Origin of the sequence: Pyrobaculum islandicum DSM 4184 (assembly GCF_000015205.1) — an archaeon.
In the GTDB taxonomy this organism is placed as follows: Archaea; Thermoproteota; Thermoprotei; order Thermoproteales; family Thermoproteaceae; genus Pyrobaculum; species Pyrobaculum islandicum.
On sequence record NC_008701.1, the window covers coordinates 1,701,757 to 1,716,106 of the forward strand.

The 14,350-nt window shown below is 47.4% G+C and carries 17 protein-coding genes and 2 tRNA genes; 7 read left to right on the plus strand and 12 right to left on the minus strand.

Annotated features, from left to right (window positions below):
- The first annotated feature begins 24 nt into the window (after positions 1–24).
- Positions 25–1,221, plus strand: coding sequence for an MFS transporter (locus PISL_RS09690; protein WP_011763605.1), 1,197 nt, complete (start codon positions 25–27; stop codon positions 1,219–1,221).
- 106 nt (positions 1,222–1,327) lie between these two features.
- Here PISL_RS09690 and PISL_RS09695 read toward each other — a convergent pair whose 3' ends face one another.
- The 3 genes from PISL_RS09695 to PISL_RS09705 form a co-directional block, all read right to left on the minus strand.
- Positions 1,328–1,741, minus strand: coding sequence for a universal stress protein (locus PISL_RS09695; protein WP_011763606.1), 414 nt, complete (start codon positions 1,739–1,741; stop codon positions 1,328–1,330).
- A gap of 92 nt (positions 1,742–1,833) precedes the next feature.
- Positions 1,834–2,262 carry a CBS domain-containing protein gene (locus PISL_RS09700; protein WP_053240498.1) on the minus strand — a complete coding sequence of 143 codons (429 nt, stop codon included), beginning with the start codon at positions 2,260–2,262 and terminating at the stop codon, positions 1,834–1,836.
- 116 nt (positions 2,263–2,378) lie between these two features.
- Positions 2,379–2,490 (minus strand) — tRNA-Gln (locus PISL_RS09705).
- A 108-nt stretch (positions 2,491–2,598) separates the two neighbouring features.
- Between PISL_RS09705 and PISL_RS09710 the strand changes: the two genes are divergently transcribed.
- The 3 genes from PISL_RS09710 to PISL_RS09720 all read left to right on the plus strand — a co-directional run bounded on the left by PISL_RS09710 (position 2,599) and on the right by PISL_RS09720 (position 3,532).
- Positions 2,599–2,817, plus strand: a complete 219-nt coding sequence (locus PISL_RS09710) for a hypothetical protein (RefSeq protein WP_011763608.1) — start codon at positions 2,599–2,601, stop codon at positions 2,815–2,817.
- Positions 2,818–2,833: 16 nt separating this feature from the next.
- Positions 2,834–3,406: an ATP:cob(I)alamin adenosyltransferase gene (locus PISL_RS09715; RefSeq protein WP_011763609.1), complete on the plus strand. Its 573-nt coding sequence runs from the start codon at positions 2,834–2,836 to the stop codon at positions 3,404–3,406.
- Between the two features lie 31 nt (positions 3,407–3,437).
- Positions 3,438–3,532: transfer RNA gene (locus PISL_RS09720), tRNA-Ala, on the plus strand.
- A gap of 2 nt (positions 3,533–3,534) precedes the next feature.
- Here PISL_RS09720 and ppsA read toward each other — a convergent pair.
- Together ppsA and PISL_RS09730 are read right to left on the minus strand one after the other, a co-directional pair.
- Positions 3,535–5,964: a phosphoenolpyruvate synthase gene (ppsA, locus tag PISL_RS09725; RefSeq protein ID WP_011763610.1), complete on the minus strand. Its 2,430-nt coding sequence runs from the start codon at positions 5,962–5,964 to the stop codon at positions 3,535–3,537.
- A gap of 114 nt (positions 5,965–6,078) precedes the next feature.
- A complete protein-coding gene (locus PISL_RS09730; RefSeq protein ID WP_011763611.1) occupies positions 6,079–6,771 on the minus strand; it encodes a hypothetical protein in 693 nt (230 codons plus the stop codon).
- 28 nt (positions 6,772–6,799) lie between these two features.
- Here PISL_RS09730 and PISL_RS09735 point away from each other — a divergent pair, with 28 nt between their 5' ends.
- Positions 6,800–8,038: a TIGR04013 family B12-binding domain/radical SAM domain-containing protein gene (locus PISL_RS09735; protein WP_053240499.1), complete on the plus strand. Its 1,239-nt coding sequence runs from the start codon at positions 6,800–6,802 to the stop codon at positions 8,036–8,038.
- Here the strand turns inward: PISL_RS09735 and PISL_RS09740 are convergent.
- The 6 genes from PISL_RS09740 to PISL_RS09770 form a co-directional block, all read right to left on the minus strand.
- Entirely contained in the window at positions 7,996–8,316 is a 321-nt protein-coding gene (locus PISL_RS09740) for a hypothetical protein (protein WP_011763613.1), read from the minus strand. The genes PISL_RS09735 and PISL_RS09740 overlap by 43 nt on opposite strands.
- A complete protein-coding gene (locus PISL_RS09745; protein ID WP_011763614.1) occupies positions 8,291–8,617 on the minus strand; it encodes a hypothetical protein in 327 nt (108 codons plus the stop codon). Before PISL_RS09745 ends, PISL_RS09740 begins: the two co-directional genes overlap by 26 nt.
- Before the next feature lie 393 nt (positions 8,618–9,010).
- Complete coding sequence (gene kae1, locus PISL_RS09750) at positions 9,011–10,012, minus strand: KEOPS complex N(6)-L-threonylcarbamoyladenine synthase Kae1 (protein ID WP_011763615.1); 1,002 nt, start codon at positions 10,010–10,012, stop codon at positions 9,011–9,013.
- Positions 10,012–10,215, minus strand: a complete 204-nt coding sequence (locus PISL_RS09755) for a 30S ribosomal protein S27ae (protein ID WP_011763616.1) — start codon at positions 10,213–10,215, stop codon at positions 10,012–10,014. Before PISL_RS09755 ends, kae1 begins: the two co-directional genes overlap by 1 nt.
- 2 nt (positions 10,216–10,217) lie before the next feature.
- On the minus strand, positions 10,218–10,589 hold the full coding sequence (locus PISL_RS09760) for a 30S ribosomal protein S24e (RefSeq protein WP_011763617.1): 372 nt from the start codon (positions 10,587–10,589) through the stop codon (positions 10,218–10,220).
- Positions 10,590–11,042: 453 nt separating this feature from the next.
- Positions 11,043–11,483: a phosphate-starvation-inducible PsiE family protein gene (locus PISL_RS09770; protein WP_011763618.1), complete on the minus strand. Its 441-nt coding sequence runs from the start codon at positions 11,481–11,483 to the stop codon at positions 11,043–11,045.
- Positions 11,484–11,764: 281 nt separating this feature from the next.
- Here PISL_RS09770 and PISL_RS09775 point away from each other — a divergent pair, with 281 nt between their 5' ends.
- On the plus strand, positions 11,765–13,216 hold the full coding sequence (locus PISL_RS09775) for a B12-binding domain-containing radical SAM protein (protein WP_011763619.1): 1,452 nt from the start codon (positions 11,765–11,767) through the stop codon (positions 13,214–13,216).
- On the opposite strand, the gene PISL_RS09780 is transcribed toward PISL_RS09775, so the two are convergent.
- Entirely contained in the window at positions 13,181–13,687 is a 507-nt protein-coding gene (locus PISL_RS09780; RefSeq protein ID WP_053240501.1) for a CPBP family intramembrane glutamic endopeptidase, read from the minus strand. The genes PISL_RS09775 and PISL_RS09780 overlap by 36 nt on opposite strands.
- A gap of 16 nt (positions 13,688–13,703) precedes the next feature.
- Here PISL_RS09780 and PISL_RS09785 point away from each other — a divergent pair, with 16 nt between their 5' ends.
- Complete coding sequence (locus PISL_RS09785) at positions 13,704–14,345, plus strand: CorA family divalent cation transporter (protein ID WP_011763621.1); 642 nt, start codon at positions 13,704–13,706, stop codon at positions 14,343–14,345.
- Positions 14,346–14,350 lie beyond the last annotated feature (5 nt).

Below are 14,350 nucleotides of genomic sequence, written 5' to 3' on the forward strand. Positions count from 1 at the left end.
AGTGGTAGATAGCCGGCAACAATCGTGGGGCTCTCATTTTGGCTTAGGGGGAACGTGGGCGCTATGATAATCTCGTGGTTTCTATTCGCGATATCAGGTTCGTTAACTCAGCCCTATATGTCTAAATACCTACATATGTTGGGGGCGTCAGACATCGAGATAGGCCTTGTGAGATCTCTTGGCTCTCTTGCCGTATTGCTTACTATCCTCCCGGGGGGAGTTTTAACAGATGTAGTCGGGAGGAAGAGGTCTATTGTGGTGGGTACGTGGGGGATAGCGATAGTCCAGTTTTTCTACGCCGCGGTTCAAGACTGGAGACAATTTGCCGTTGTATATGTGATAGATTGGGCACTCCATTTTTATCAACCAGCTCTAACAGCAATATTACTTGACTCTCTCCCACCTGATAAAAGGGGCGGGGGCATGATGCTGACTGCAGTCCTCCCACAAGTGCCCTGGCTTTTTCTACCGCCAGTAGGCGGATACCTCTTAGACCACATGGGACTTTTCGGTATGCGTCTATCATTCATAATCTCTGGTCTGATTTCAGTTACAGTAGCTGTATTGCGTATGAGAGCCCTCCAAGAGACTATAGAAATTAAGCCGATAGACGGCAGGAAATTAATCTCAGAAATTCTACAATCTTACCACTTCTGGAGAGGGATGTCTACAATGCCCTCTTTTATCATATATATCACACTTCTAGGGTTTTTAGTCTCGTTTGCCGGAATCTCTCTACAGACTTTTGGCGTGTTATATGCGACAAACGTGATCGGCATAGATAATACGTCTTGGGGAGTTATACAGAGCGCCACAACTGCCGTTGGAATCTTCTTCGGCCTTATCTTAATGCCAGTTATAGACAAGGCGCCTCGTGTAACAGCTCTCTTCTCCGGGCTACTTCTAATGGCTGTGGGCTACTTTATGATTGGAGTTTGGAAAAACGTAGTTTCGTTAGTCACAGCAACTATAATTATAGGGATTGGCGGCGAGATCGCCATGTCTATAAGAAGGGCTTTAGTCGGCGATTATATAACGCCGGAGAATAGGGGGAGGGTTATGGGCGCGACGCTGGCGTTAGAATATTCTGGAGCCATCGCCGGAGGCGTGACTGTGGCTTATATATATTCTATATCTCCTCATCTGGCGTTTATACTCTCAGGCGCGATTTTATCTATTTCTGCACTGCCGTTGATACGTGGAGTTCTACAAGCTCGTTAGTCTTTGGAGTTAACAGAGACAGAATGACTATCGGGCGCCCTTGTGACGTCTCTGCAGGTAGCACACGGCCCTCCCGGAGAGGCTGGGCGTCACAAAAGGGGGTTTGCTAGCCTTTGACTATTAAGACGTCTATCGGCGACTCTTGTACAACTCTTGAAGATACGCTACCCATTAAAATACGCCTAATTGTTGAAAGCCCTCTAGCCCCCAGTATTATAAGAGACGCGTTTATCTCTCTTGCGAGTTTCACAATTTCGTGAGCTGGATCGCCTTCAAGTATTTTGCCCTCCGCATTACCACCTAAGGCCTCTAAGGCCTCTTTTATTAATTGTTCGGCTTTCTCTCTCAAACTTGTTAATACTGTAGGCGAGGAAAACATGTCGGAGAGAGATAATATCGCCGTGTCTATTACATGTACAACATAGATCTTAGATCCAAATTTCTCTGCGAGGACTTTCGCCTTTTGAAGGGCCTTTTTGGCTTGAGGAGAGCCGTCATATCCTACCACGATTTTTTCCATGTTAATAAATGACACCAGGTTAATATATGTTCTCTCTGGAATTTGTCTTTTCTTAAAAATTTAAGTTGTTATAGGGATTAAACTTGTTAAAACTAATCTGCACTTGGTCTATGCTCTTCTGGGGTACCGTATTCTATAAGACTTCTTAATACAGACTGCTCAGACACCAAGTCTCTAATTGAGATCACTCCGAAGAGTTTCCCACCTTTTGTAACAACAACGTGGCGTATGTTATGTTCATGCATTATTTTTGCCACATTCCAGATAGGCTCGTCGCCCTCTATTGTAATTACTGGAGAAGTCATTATCTCTTTGGCCGGTAAATTCACATCAATGTTATTAGCTACCGCTCTTACGATATCACGCTCAGATACAACGCCGACTACTACATCTGGCTGTGATTTATCCACTATAACCACCAGACCTATTTTTTTCTCCGCCATAATTCTGGCAATATCTTTAATCTTTGTGTCTGGAGTTGCCGTTATAGGCGGCTTCCTAGCTAAGATTTCTGCTTTCATAACCAACACGCGGTTTTGTTAAATAAATCTATCGGAAATTATATATCATTATACTAGCTCATACAGAGAGCAAGGCCTAAGGCGTCTCTAAACACGTCTGGATGGTTTTAAGATAATGGTAGCCCGGCCGGGATTCGAACCCGGGCCACGGGTTGTGGGTGCCTCCGGCACTGTCCAGAGCCCCGCATCCCAAGCCGGGTTATCCTTTGGCCGCTAGACGACCGGGCTCGGGTTATACACTATTTTCCACTTTTAAAATTTTTCTAATGATAAGACCAATAATTGGCGGATCTTGAGGTGCAGGAAAATTTATATTTACAACCATTCTAGATATATATGGAACGACGTATCTCTATAACTGTTTCAACTCCGTATCTTGTAGAGTATGTATATAGACGAATATCCGGAGAGCTAAGGGCAAGAGGGGTGTCCAGTAGTATATATACAGAAGGCATTACTATAAAGATATCATCTGTAGAAGGTGTAGAACGTATAGTGTGGGATATAGTAAAGACGTCCCCAATGGCGGTTTTTACAAGTATAGATTTTAAATAGGGGCTTAGTATCTTTTGTGCCTGTTTTATCTAAGCCTTGCATATTTGCAGGGTCTTGTCCAGGCGATTTAGGCGATACAGAAGTTCTATGGTTCGGGAGTCAACTCTGTGTTTCAAAAGCGTCAAGTATAGTCAAGGTTTTCGGTGCTTTAGAAACTGCGTTGAGTTATATAAATGCAGCTGCCGTCATTTGCAGAAGACAGAGGAAGTGTCTCCTGAGGGCTTATTGGTCTTTGTTTAACCTCGGGTTCTATCTCTCAACTGGTGCGGAGAGGTACTATACGAAAAGTCTTTACATGTTGAGAAAAGCTCTTAGATGTCTCTACCCACTTCTGCCGGACACGCCAGTGGGTTGGCTTGTGTGTATAGATGAATGTTGTACAGTCATCAATAATGCGAGGGTTTGGGTCCGGTGGGCGGAGAGGCGGCTTGCCGCAGTTGAGGAGGGAAGAGAAGCTATCTTTATTCTAAACCACTTGGGAAACCTCTTGTTTGAACTAATGAGAACTTGCAAACACGGCGTTTGGACAAAAGGGAGGTATTATGTCATAGAGCCAGAAAACGAAATACATACACCCCCGTTGGCGTAAAGTATAAAAAGTGAATGCTTGAAATAGGCGAGGGCCGGTAGTCTAGCGGAAGGATGCCCAGGGGCTAGGCCCCGCATAGGCCTTGCACGCGGGTGATCCCGGGTTCGAATCCCGGCCGGTCCACCATCTTAATACCTCACTCCTCCAAATACTTTCTTCAAAATTTCGTAGAACTCTTCTGTTTCGTCGAGCTTATATAGCTTGGCATAGACGACATCTAGTCTCTCGCGGAGAATTTTAAGCTCAACTGAAGCCACCAGAACTCTGGTCTGTAACACGGCGTCTGGATTGACTGAAATACTGTCTATGCCTGCTCTCACAAGGAATTCCACAAGTTGTGGATATACAGAGGGTCCCTGTCCGCATATAGACACTGTGCGGCCCATTTTATGCGCCCTCTTTATAATATCATAAATCGCCCTTAACACTGGTGCCTCTCTCTCATCAAAGTACTTGGGGTTGATACGTACTAAGAAGTCGTTGTCTCTATCAACGCCAAGTACTAATTGTGTAAGATCGTTAGAGCCTATGGAGAAGCCGTCGAAATATTGAGAGAACTCCTCTACCATAAAGGCGATCGAGGGCACCTCTGCCATGGCCCACACTTTGAAATCGCGGTCGCGGTAGAGCCCCTCTTCTTCGAGAAGCCTAGCAAATTTCTCTGCCTCCCATACTGTTCTAACAAAAGGCGCCATTACCCATATGTTATTGAGGCCCATCTCCTCTCTGGCTTTTTTCACCGCCTTAAGCTCTAGTCTAAACGCCTTTTCATATTGTGGAGAGACGTAGCGCGATACGCCACGCCATCCAAGCATCGGGTTGCGCTCTTCGGGCTCGAACTTCTCGCCGCCTTCAAGACCCCTATATTCATTGGTCTTAAAGTCGCTGAATCTCACAACGACGGGCCTTGGATATATTGCCGAGGCTACTTTAGCTATGCCATCGGCCATCTTGTTGATAAACTTATCCTCCTTCCCTATTGACAGCAGATAAAGCGGGTGTTGGCCTATCCAACTAGAGATTACAAACTCAATTCTCATAAGGCCAATCCCGTCAAATGGCAGATCTTTATATTCATCTATTTTATCAGGCTCTCCCAAGTTCATATACACCTTGGTACCTGTAGGTATTGCGCGGTAGATGTGGAAAATTATCTCCCGTGGTGGAGCGGCCGTAGTTACAGCCGGTTTTTCCTCAGCTTTTTCAACTACTGCCCCGGCTAGTACAACGCCTCTACTGCCATCTACGGTATATATTTCACCATCTTTTAAAACAGATGTCGCATTGCCTGTGCCCACAACGGCAGGGATGCCGAGTTCTCTACTTACAATTGCAGCGTGTGAAGTCCTCCCGCCTTCGTCGGTAACAATTGCGGCCGCGAGACGCATGTAGGGCACCCAGTCTGGATCGGTCATTTTTGTAACTAAGATGTCGCCCTTCTTTAGCTTCTTCTTTGCGTCCTCGAGGGTGAGACATATTTTAGCGGCACCTACGGCCACGCCTGGGCTAGCTGCAATACCTCTCACAACTACAGCTCCGGCCGGCGTTACCTCCTCCTTTTTTGCTTCAGTCTGTTTTCTAGACCAGACGGTCTCCGGCCTTACCTGGAGTATAAAGAGGTTCTGCGGAAAGACCATATCGGCGTCTACGGCGAATTCTATATCTACAGGATAGCCATAGTGTTGTTCCAACACTATAGCCATCTTTGCCAATTCTATAACCTCTTCGTCTGTAAGCGCAGGCGCCTGTGCCTTCTCAAGCGGGAGCTCTACCTCTTTTGTAAGGCCCCCCTCATCTCTTACTACGGCAATTTTCTTTGTAGAAATCCTTTTCTCAACTATCTTCATAGTAGACTTATCAACTATGTACTCATCTGGCGTTACAACGCCTCTTACTACTCCCTCGCCGAGACCCCAACTTGCCTCAATAACTACCTTAGACCTATCGCCATTTGTTGGATCAAGTGTAAATATAACGCCAGCGGATCTCGCGTTGACAAGCTTCTGAATTACTACAGCCATTAGGCTCTTTTCATGAGGTATCCCCATTTTCTCACGGTAGTATAACGCACGAGCTGTGTAAAGAGAACTCCACACTTTTTTCACATGTGTTATGACGTTTTCTACCCCCCGCACGTTAAGATAGGTGTCTTGTTGGCCTGCGAAAGAGGCTTCAGGGATGTCTTCAGCAGTGGCCGAGCTTCTTACAGCTACAGCTACGTTCTTTACGCCAGTAATTTCACAAAGCTTTAAATAAGCGCTGGCGATTTCTCTCTCTAAATCGGTGGGCAACGGAGCGCTTTCAACTAACTTACGTATTTCAACACTTGCCCGCTCATATTCCTCGGGATTTCCGCTGGTAATAAATTCGGAGAGAACGCTCTTAATTTTCTCCTTGAGATTTGTTACTTCAAGAAAGTAGCGGAATGCCTCTGAAGTCACTATAAACCCCGGCGGCACTTGTACAAGACGTGCCACCTCGCCGAGATTTGCGCCCTTTCCGCCTACTAGTAAGATATCATTTTTACTAACCTCATTTATCCATTTAATAAACTGCATAGTGGCGAGTATACCCAGTTATATAAGTATAACTCAGTATATATATCTAAATACTATAATTATATATCATAATATTTATATGTGAAATGAGAAAATAGACTAAGATAAACAGAGTTATACAATTTTGAACCGGAGTTTATTTAATGAAACATACTTTCTATAAATCGAGCGAAAAACTGCACGAGACCTAGGCGGCTTTGCAGAAGTAATAACCTTAGTTAGCTTCCTCCCGCAGTATATACACCTACGTAAAACGCCGCTGTACATTAGGTAGTCTACTCCGCAGTAGAGACATCTGCCGATTTCTGGCACATAGCCAACTTCACCAACTTCTATTGTAACCCACCCGCCTTTTAAAACTACGCCATCTACATACGGCGCAAATACGCCAACTTTATCTAAGTCAGTCGCCACAAGGACGTCAAAAGATTTTCGAGCTTTCTCCGCAATTGTACGGACGGCGTTAAGTAAATCGCTTACATCTCTAGGCTCAAGAAGCACAAATTTCACGCCGTTCCGGTAGTCCCCAACCGCATAGTCGAGCTCCTCCAATACGCCGTCTGCCCCACCTGCAAAAGCTGCATCTACGCCATCTTCTCCCAACTCCCTACTTATGAATACCTTTGTGCCAGTCTGCTTTACAATCCTCACAGAAGTTGCAATAGACATAAGCCGCGCCACTACTGGGTCACAGTCGCCGAATGGCTCTCCGAGGGCCACTGGTGTCCCATCGATAGGCGACTTAGAACACAGCCAAGACCCTGCGAACACAGCTACGGGAGGCCCCCTCACATACGCTAAGAGCATAGCTTTAAAAACATGGAATAAATAAAACGTGATTCTGTTAGCAAGACTATTTGAGGGTTCAAACAACGGCATGGCATATGCCGTAGCCCCTGTGGAGGATAAATATCGGATAGTGCCAACGCGAAACCCGCTGGCAGACGCGGCGGCGTTGGCAGAAAAGGGCAAACAGTTTTTAGTACTCTACAGCCTCTCGACACCTACCTTTGTAGAACATTGGCGCGAAATTTTAGAGGTAGCCTCTAGGTATCCAGTAGTAGTCGGTGGCCCACATGCGGTAGGTGACCCGCTTACGTTATTAAAACTCGGCGTTAAATATGTGGTAGTTGGCGATGGAGAAGTTGCCCTCCCGGCTATTATAGAGAGAGAGGTTAACGCTGGGAGGGATATACCGCCGAATACAGTAATGTTTATAGACGGGAGGCCTAGAGCGGGTCGCCGCCTCTATGCGGAACTCATCTATAAGACATATAGCAAATCGTTGGGGATATACCCGCCGATTGAAATAATGAGGTCTTGCGCATATAGATGCGCCTTTTGCCAAACCTGGGCGCAAGGCCCCCTCCGCTTCAGGCCACTGGAAAATGTCGTAGAGCTAGCTAAGGCTTATGTATCTACCGGCCATAGAGAGATCAGGTTTATAGCACCGGTGGGCTTTCTCTACGGGTCGTCGGACGGCAGAACTCCTAACCCAGACGCGTTAGCGAGCTTGCTCAAGTCGATTAGAGAGACTGGCGGAGTACCATATCTCGGAACCTTTCCCTCGGAGACTAGGCCAGAGACTGTGACACGAGACATTCTCAAGGCGATTAAGCCATATGTTGCAAACCGCCGTATTTCTTTCGGCCTACAGACCGCTTCTGAGAAACTGTTAAAGTTAACAAAAAGGGGTCACGACATCGCCACAGTTGAGGAGGCGGTTAAAACTGCGGTTTCAATGGGCTTTAAGCCAGTGGTAGATGTAATAGGGGGGCTGCCAGGCGAGGATGAAGATGATGTCGTAGAGACAGTGAGAGAGATGGAGAAGCTGATCGCCATGGGGGCAAACATCCGCATGCATTATTACATACCCCTTCCTGGCACACCGCTGTGGGGCCGCCGCCCCGCACCGCCACACCCACTTTATGAACAATTCATAAAGAGACATAGGAGGAAGGTGGAGGGCTACTGGAGGGAGCAGATAGAGCTCAGCAAGAGGATAGTGGAGACGTATAGAGAGCTCGACGCTTACCTACGCGTGCGCACGACGCCGAGCTCCACGGCCAGCTGAAGATACCAGAGGGCGATCCTCCGCGCCAGAAGCCATGTAGCGGTTTCAGCCGGCGCTCTTACGACCTCGGCGGCTACATCAACGGCGATTTTGTTGACTATTTCGTTGGCAAGTCTCTCCACTGCCTCCTCTGCCGAGAGCCCTGCAAGCTCTCTGACGCGTTCCAGTGTAGAAGAGGTGGGGAACACTTTGTCTATCCACTCGCTCAGCCCCCTCTCATCTAGTCGTCTAAAATACTCTAGGACAAGTTCGTCAATACTGTTGGTACTGATATCCATATTGTTCATAATATCTTCTAAGAGCTTCTTCCCGTCTCTTCTCTCTAAGCTCTGTAAGTCCAGTATCTATAAGTTTCCCTCCGATAAGGCCTATGGCCAGTAGAAGAACGCCTCTCAATACTCCTACGCCCACTTGATACGGGTCGGGCATCCCCGAGATTTTCACTTGGCCTATTAGAGGCGCTGTTACGTTTAATGTCGTCTTAGGCACACTTGTGAAATAAAGCAGAAACGCGTTGGCTATTGCAAAAGCTACTAACGCAACACCCACTCCAATAAATACAAAAGCCCACTTCACCATTTCTATGTACAGACACCTATATATACATTGATATCTACTCGGCGAAAACCTTTTAAACAAGCCAACAGAGCGATAACTATCTGGAGGACGACCTCGGAGTGACTAGAGACAGAGCCAGATATCACACCACGGTGACATTTACAATCATCGCTGCCAGAATCCTAACCAATACGTGTATTTTCCCCTATTCTTGCAAATCCCAGAAAAGAAAAACGCAGAACACTCCTAATAGCGACAGAAGAAAGCGCAATTTAACATTCGGGGACGCTTGATGACAAGTTACGACAAAGTAATAGAACTTGGATAAAGCGAGTTAAGACGGGGGAAATGGGGTTATTTTGTTGTGTAGCCCCCCTTGCGACTCCTGGCCCTCCCGGGGAGAGCCAGCGTCACTTAATGGGGGTTGCAGAGGTCGTAGAACCAAGGCACATCTACGTTATCTAACCTCCACCTTTGTTTTACAAAGCTTTGCTCTGGAGTTGTATATATACCGTGTTTATATGCGTAGTATCCGGTGAGAGCTATCATAGCTCCGTTATCGCCCGCGTATTCATCTGGCACAATTTTCACAACGGCGTCGTGTTCCCCACTGGCGGCACTAAGGATTTCTCTCAGTCGTTTACTTCTCGCAACTCCGCCAGCCACCACCACCTCCTTCTTCTTTGTATAAGCTAGAGCTCTTTCTACGACCTCGGCTAACATATAATATGCTGTTTCTATGAGCGATTTACATACAACCGGTAGGGGCGTCCCGCTTTTTACAAGCTGTAGCGCATGGGTGACAAGTCCAGCATACGACAGGTCTTGTCCAATAATCGGCATGGGGAAGGCCACTACAGTGTCGGCAGCCTCAGCGCATTTCTCTACGGCGGGCACGCCGGGGAAGCCCAGTCCAACCTCTCTTGCAAATACATCTATAGCATTTCCAATAGCTACATCAAGGGTTTCGCCAAAGACTCTATAACGTCCGTCTGAGTAGCCTGTAATGACAGTGTGGCCGCCTGAGACAAGGACGACAAGGGGGTCACAGGCGTTTGTAGTATATCTAGCCACCTCTATGTGTGCCACGCCGTGGTGGACGGGCACCAGAGGGATGCCAAGCTTTATGGCCAGTGCCCTAGCTAAGACAGCCCCGATCCTAAGAGCGGGGCCGAGACCCGGCCCCGCTGCGTAGGCGACCACATCTACATCAGACAAGGCGAGTCCCAACATATCTAGTAACTGGCGCAATATGGCTGGGGCGTGACGGGCGTGGTGTTCTGCCGCCTCGCGGGGGTGTATCCCCGCGCCGCTTGGTGGGATATAGGTTTTGCCCAACTGGCTGAGTATCTTTCCGTCTTTTACAATGCCGATGCTAAAGGTATGGGCTGTTGATTCAATTCCTAAGACCAGCACTACCTCTGGAACTGTGTAAAACCGCACTTACCGCAGTGCCACCTCGGCACCGGCTCTCTGTGGAAGGCCATGACAGAGCCGCACTTGGGGCAGAATTTGTTTTTAAACCTAAACACTCCCTTTTGTAAATCAAGTTCATACCAAGTGGCGGCGCGGGGGAGCCTCTTTTTCTCCTCCTTCTGGACAGGGGCTTTCTTAGACATAGCTACTTCTTCTTTTTCTTCTTCCTCTTCTTCTCCCTGCGTTCACTCCTCCTTTTCTTAATCTCCTCTATCAATTTCTTGCCCTCTTCGCCTAGATTTCTCGCAATTATATAAAGCGGTTCTATAACCCGGGCCAGTTTTTGATCGTTGTATACGTGCACCTCTGCGACAGACTTCCCAATTCCATATTCGGTCTTTATCTTTCTCACAAAGACATTTGCCACATCTACGCCTAGTTGTTGCGCCACCCACTCTCTTACACTCTGTCGAGTAGGCGTTGAGGCCTTTTGGTGCATTGCTTCTACTACGAGCTCCCTCCTATTCAACAATTTGTTTTCTCTTATCGAAACGATATTAAAACTCGCCGAAGACACAGACAGCAAAAGAGGCGTGTTAATAAACTTTACCTCCTAGCTCGGAGTCTGTCCCCCAGGGTCGGAGACAGATGTCTGTGCTTTCTGTAGCGCCCCTTGTGTTGAACCCTTAGCTTATGGCTATATGTGGAGAAATCTCTGTGGCATATTTAAGGATATAGTTAAAACCAGCCTTAGATAACAGAAGCAAATCTCTCGTCCCATATCTTTCTCCTGGTCTCCAGATCTTAAGGACCCGCCCTGGGTATGTCGGGGCGAGAGGACAGCTCATACGGGGGACGGACGCCAGCCGTTTAGAGCCCCCATCTGCCGCCTTGGGGCTTACCATAAGTTTGACTCATGTATGTGAAAATTTTTACAAAGTTAAAACTAGAAGGTTTTGAAGGAGAGCAGTAGGGGCGATCTCTTCCTTCTCAACATGCCTATGGCCTACTAGTGTTTACAAAACGCTTTTTATCTCCTACGCCTCTCTGTTCTCATACCTTTTCTCTGGAGGTAGTCCACCACGCCTACTACTAACGTGGCGGCTATTATGGCCACCGCCTTGTCAAATTGAAACTCCTTATTTACAGGCGCTAGATATACAAAAAGCTCTCTTGCAAGCGCCACAAGAGCTACATCTACTATCTTGTATACAATTATACGTCTCTGCTCTATATACGTAATAAATGTATCAATCAATTCTACAAATACTATGACGAGAAATAGGTCAGATAACGCATTGTAAATAGCCTGCGCTATTTTGTCAGTTTGTTCAACAGTAGCGGTTTTTATAAGCTCGTAGACTCTATAGAAAGTCATATATAGCGACATTAGAAGTAGCAACGCGGTTACAAATAGCACTATGACGTAGACCGCGTACTCCCCATTGCGGAGGCTTTTTACAAAATCCACGCATTTTTTAAAACGATGATTTATATCTTCTATCGTCCCCTACCTCTCTTGGCCCCTCCCTGGGGACCTGACCGACGCCGTGAAGAGGGTAAAACAAACCATTTTTAACCCACCTGACCCTCTTCTAAGGGTTGTTGCAGGAAGCGCCATCACAATCTCACGTTCCCCACGTTGACCAACGCCTCACCCGCCTCACGGCGCCGCCGTAAGGCAAGTGTGTGAGGGAGTAGAAAGAAAGTATGTATAACTAAATTTTTCTCTCCATCCGCGGTATTTAAGCTGTGAGACGCGTCGCGTATAGGAAAAACGCGGTCAAGGTCGCCCTCCTCTACCCCTCCGCCTACGCGGTGGCCATGTCTTCCGTGGTTTTCCACATGCTTTACTTCAAGCTCCAGGACGAGGGGTTCTACGTCGAGCGGTTCACGGCGGATCGGGGGCCCCATGGGATTGAAGACGGCACACCTCTTGCCCATTTCGACTACATTGTGGCTGCAATACATTACGAACTCGACTATGTAAATCTGGTCAAGATGCTTATAGAAGCAAAGATACCTCCCAGGGCTAGAGAGAGGGAGAGGCCTAAGTTGGTGATCGGGGGGCCTCCCGTCACGGCGAATCCAGAGCCCCTCGCCGAGTTTGTAGACGCTGTGGCTATAGGCGAGTTAGAGCCGTTGTGGAAACCGCTTGTACAATACTTGTCGACTGGAGAAGAGACGGAGGAGCTGTACTACCCTGCATACGGCCCGCGGCCTATTAAAATTGCATACGCGACTGACGCCGTCTCTGACTATAGACGTATACCCGAGCCAGAGGCGGCCTTTAGTCTCTCTGTAGAGTTGGCAAGAGGCTGTCCCTACGCTTGCCTCTTCTGTATGGAGAGCTATATCTCAAAGCCCTACCGGCCTAGAGATTGGCGTGTTGTTTTGCAAGAGACTGAAGAGCTGTATAAAAAATATGGAATTAGGCCTTCTATTGTTGCTCTAACAGCAAACGCACACCCACACTTTAAAACTATGCTTAGAGAGGCCGTTAACAAGGGCGTGCCTATTTCTCTCCCATCGCTAAGAGCCGAGTTGCTTGATGATGAAATGTTGGAGCTTATAGCGGCAGGGGGGCAAAAGACTTTAACTATCGCCCCCGAGTCTAGCGAGAGACTGAGAAAAGCCTTGGGGAAAGACATCTCAAATAAAGACATCTTGAGAGTAGTTGATAAAGCGGCTGAACTAGGCCTGAAGATAAAGATGTACCTAATGGCCGGCCTCCCCTGTGAAGAGGAGGGGGATATAGAAGAGCTTATAAATTTAATTAAGGAAGTAGGCAGGATGGGAGTTCGTCTATCTCTTAGCGTAAACCCCTTTATCCCTAAGCCTCAGACGCCGTTTCAATACAGCGCTATGGAAAATATTAAACGTCTAAGAGACAAGATTAAACGTCTACAGAGGGCCTCCCGTGGCGAATTTACATATTATGAGCCTACGCTCGGCGCTATACAAGCAGGTATAGCGCTAGGCGGCAGAGAAATTGCAAAATATATAGAAGAGGCCGCCATGGCGGCGTCGCCACAAGGCTACCTAAGGCGGCTGTTAAAAAGAGGCGTGTTTAACTACGTCTTTAGCCCAAGAGACGACCCCCTCCCTTGGGGTCACATAGAGGGCTTCTACTCTCACAGTGAGTTAAAGAGACGTTATCTAGAGTACTTAGAGACGGCTTGCGGCAAGAGTCAGCCAGATTAAGTTGTTGAAGGCGTGTAGCGCAACAGAAGCCACATATCCCCCGCCGCGGTACATAAGGGCGAGGGCGAGCCCGTAGAGAGAGGCTAGAAGGGGGTTGGCTGGATGCAACGCCCCGAAGACCACGACGGCAAAAATCCAAGAGGCGGGAGGCGGGAGGAGGGCGAAGGGCGCGGCTCTAAAAACGAGCTCCTCGGCCAGCGGCGTTAAAACTACAACATCCCACCACGCCGGGATATAAGAGGGGGGGCCCATGGCGAGATAGTCTAGGACAAACGCCGTGGTGAAAACCGCGAGAGACAGGGCTATGTAAGTTGGTGAAAACTTTGTCCACGCAATACGTTTTTTAAAAAGCGGTATAGTAGTTATCACGGCAACCTCTCCCAGAGGCTTTGGAAAAAACGCCAACGCGACCAATAACACAAGCAGCATACTTACGTCAACGATATCAACTGTCACATTCTTATATCTCATAGAGTTTAAACAAATCATGGTGTATATATTTGACGAAGGTGGAATCACAATAGTTCAACTTCCTCTAGTTAAAATAGAAGAGGGCGAGGTTAAAGAAGAGGGGGTAGAGCTCGCAGTTGACCAAGCTGGTAAAGTTATCAAAGGCCCCTACCGCACTGTACAAGAGGCTTTTCAAAAGGCGTTAGACAGTTTATCAACTGCTCTGCAATATACCGAGGGTTTTCTAGACCAGCTTGAGTATAGACTAGAGATGGAAGAGGCCGTACGTCCCAGCGACGTTTATACAGCATCTTATCTAGCACATCACCTCTATTACACGGCATCTCAACTCCATTACCTAGGCAGGGAGTTGCTTAGAAGAGGTTTTATTAGCCATAGATTACAGAATTACTCAAGAGCGTTGTATAGAAAAGCTCTTATCATTAGGAGATATGCTAGAGATATACGTCTCCTCTATGCTACTACAGTACAGCTGTCTCTAGACGCGTCGATGAAAAAACTAACTTGGCTAGGCACAGTCGCCATGCCTGCGCTGATAATATCCAGCATTTACGGCATGAATCTCCACTGGCTTCCGCTTGCCGATAACCCGCCTGTAGTTTTTGCAATTCTTGCCACCGCAACTCTAGCCTTTGCCTATATTCTAAATAAAATTTAAAAGAT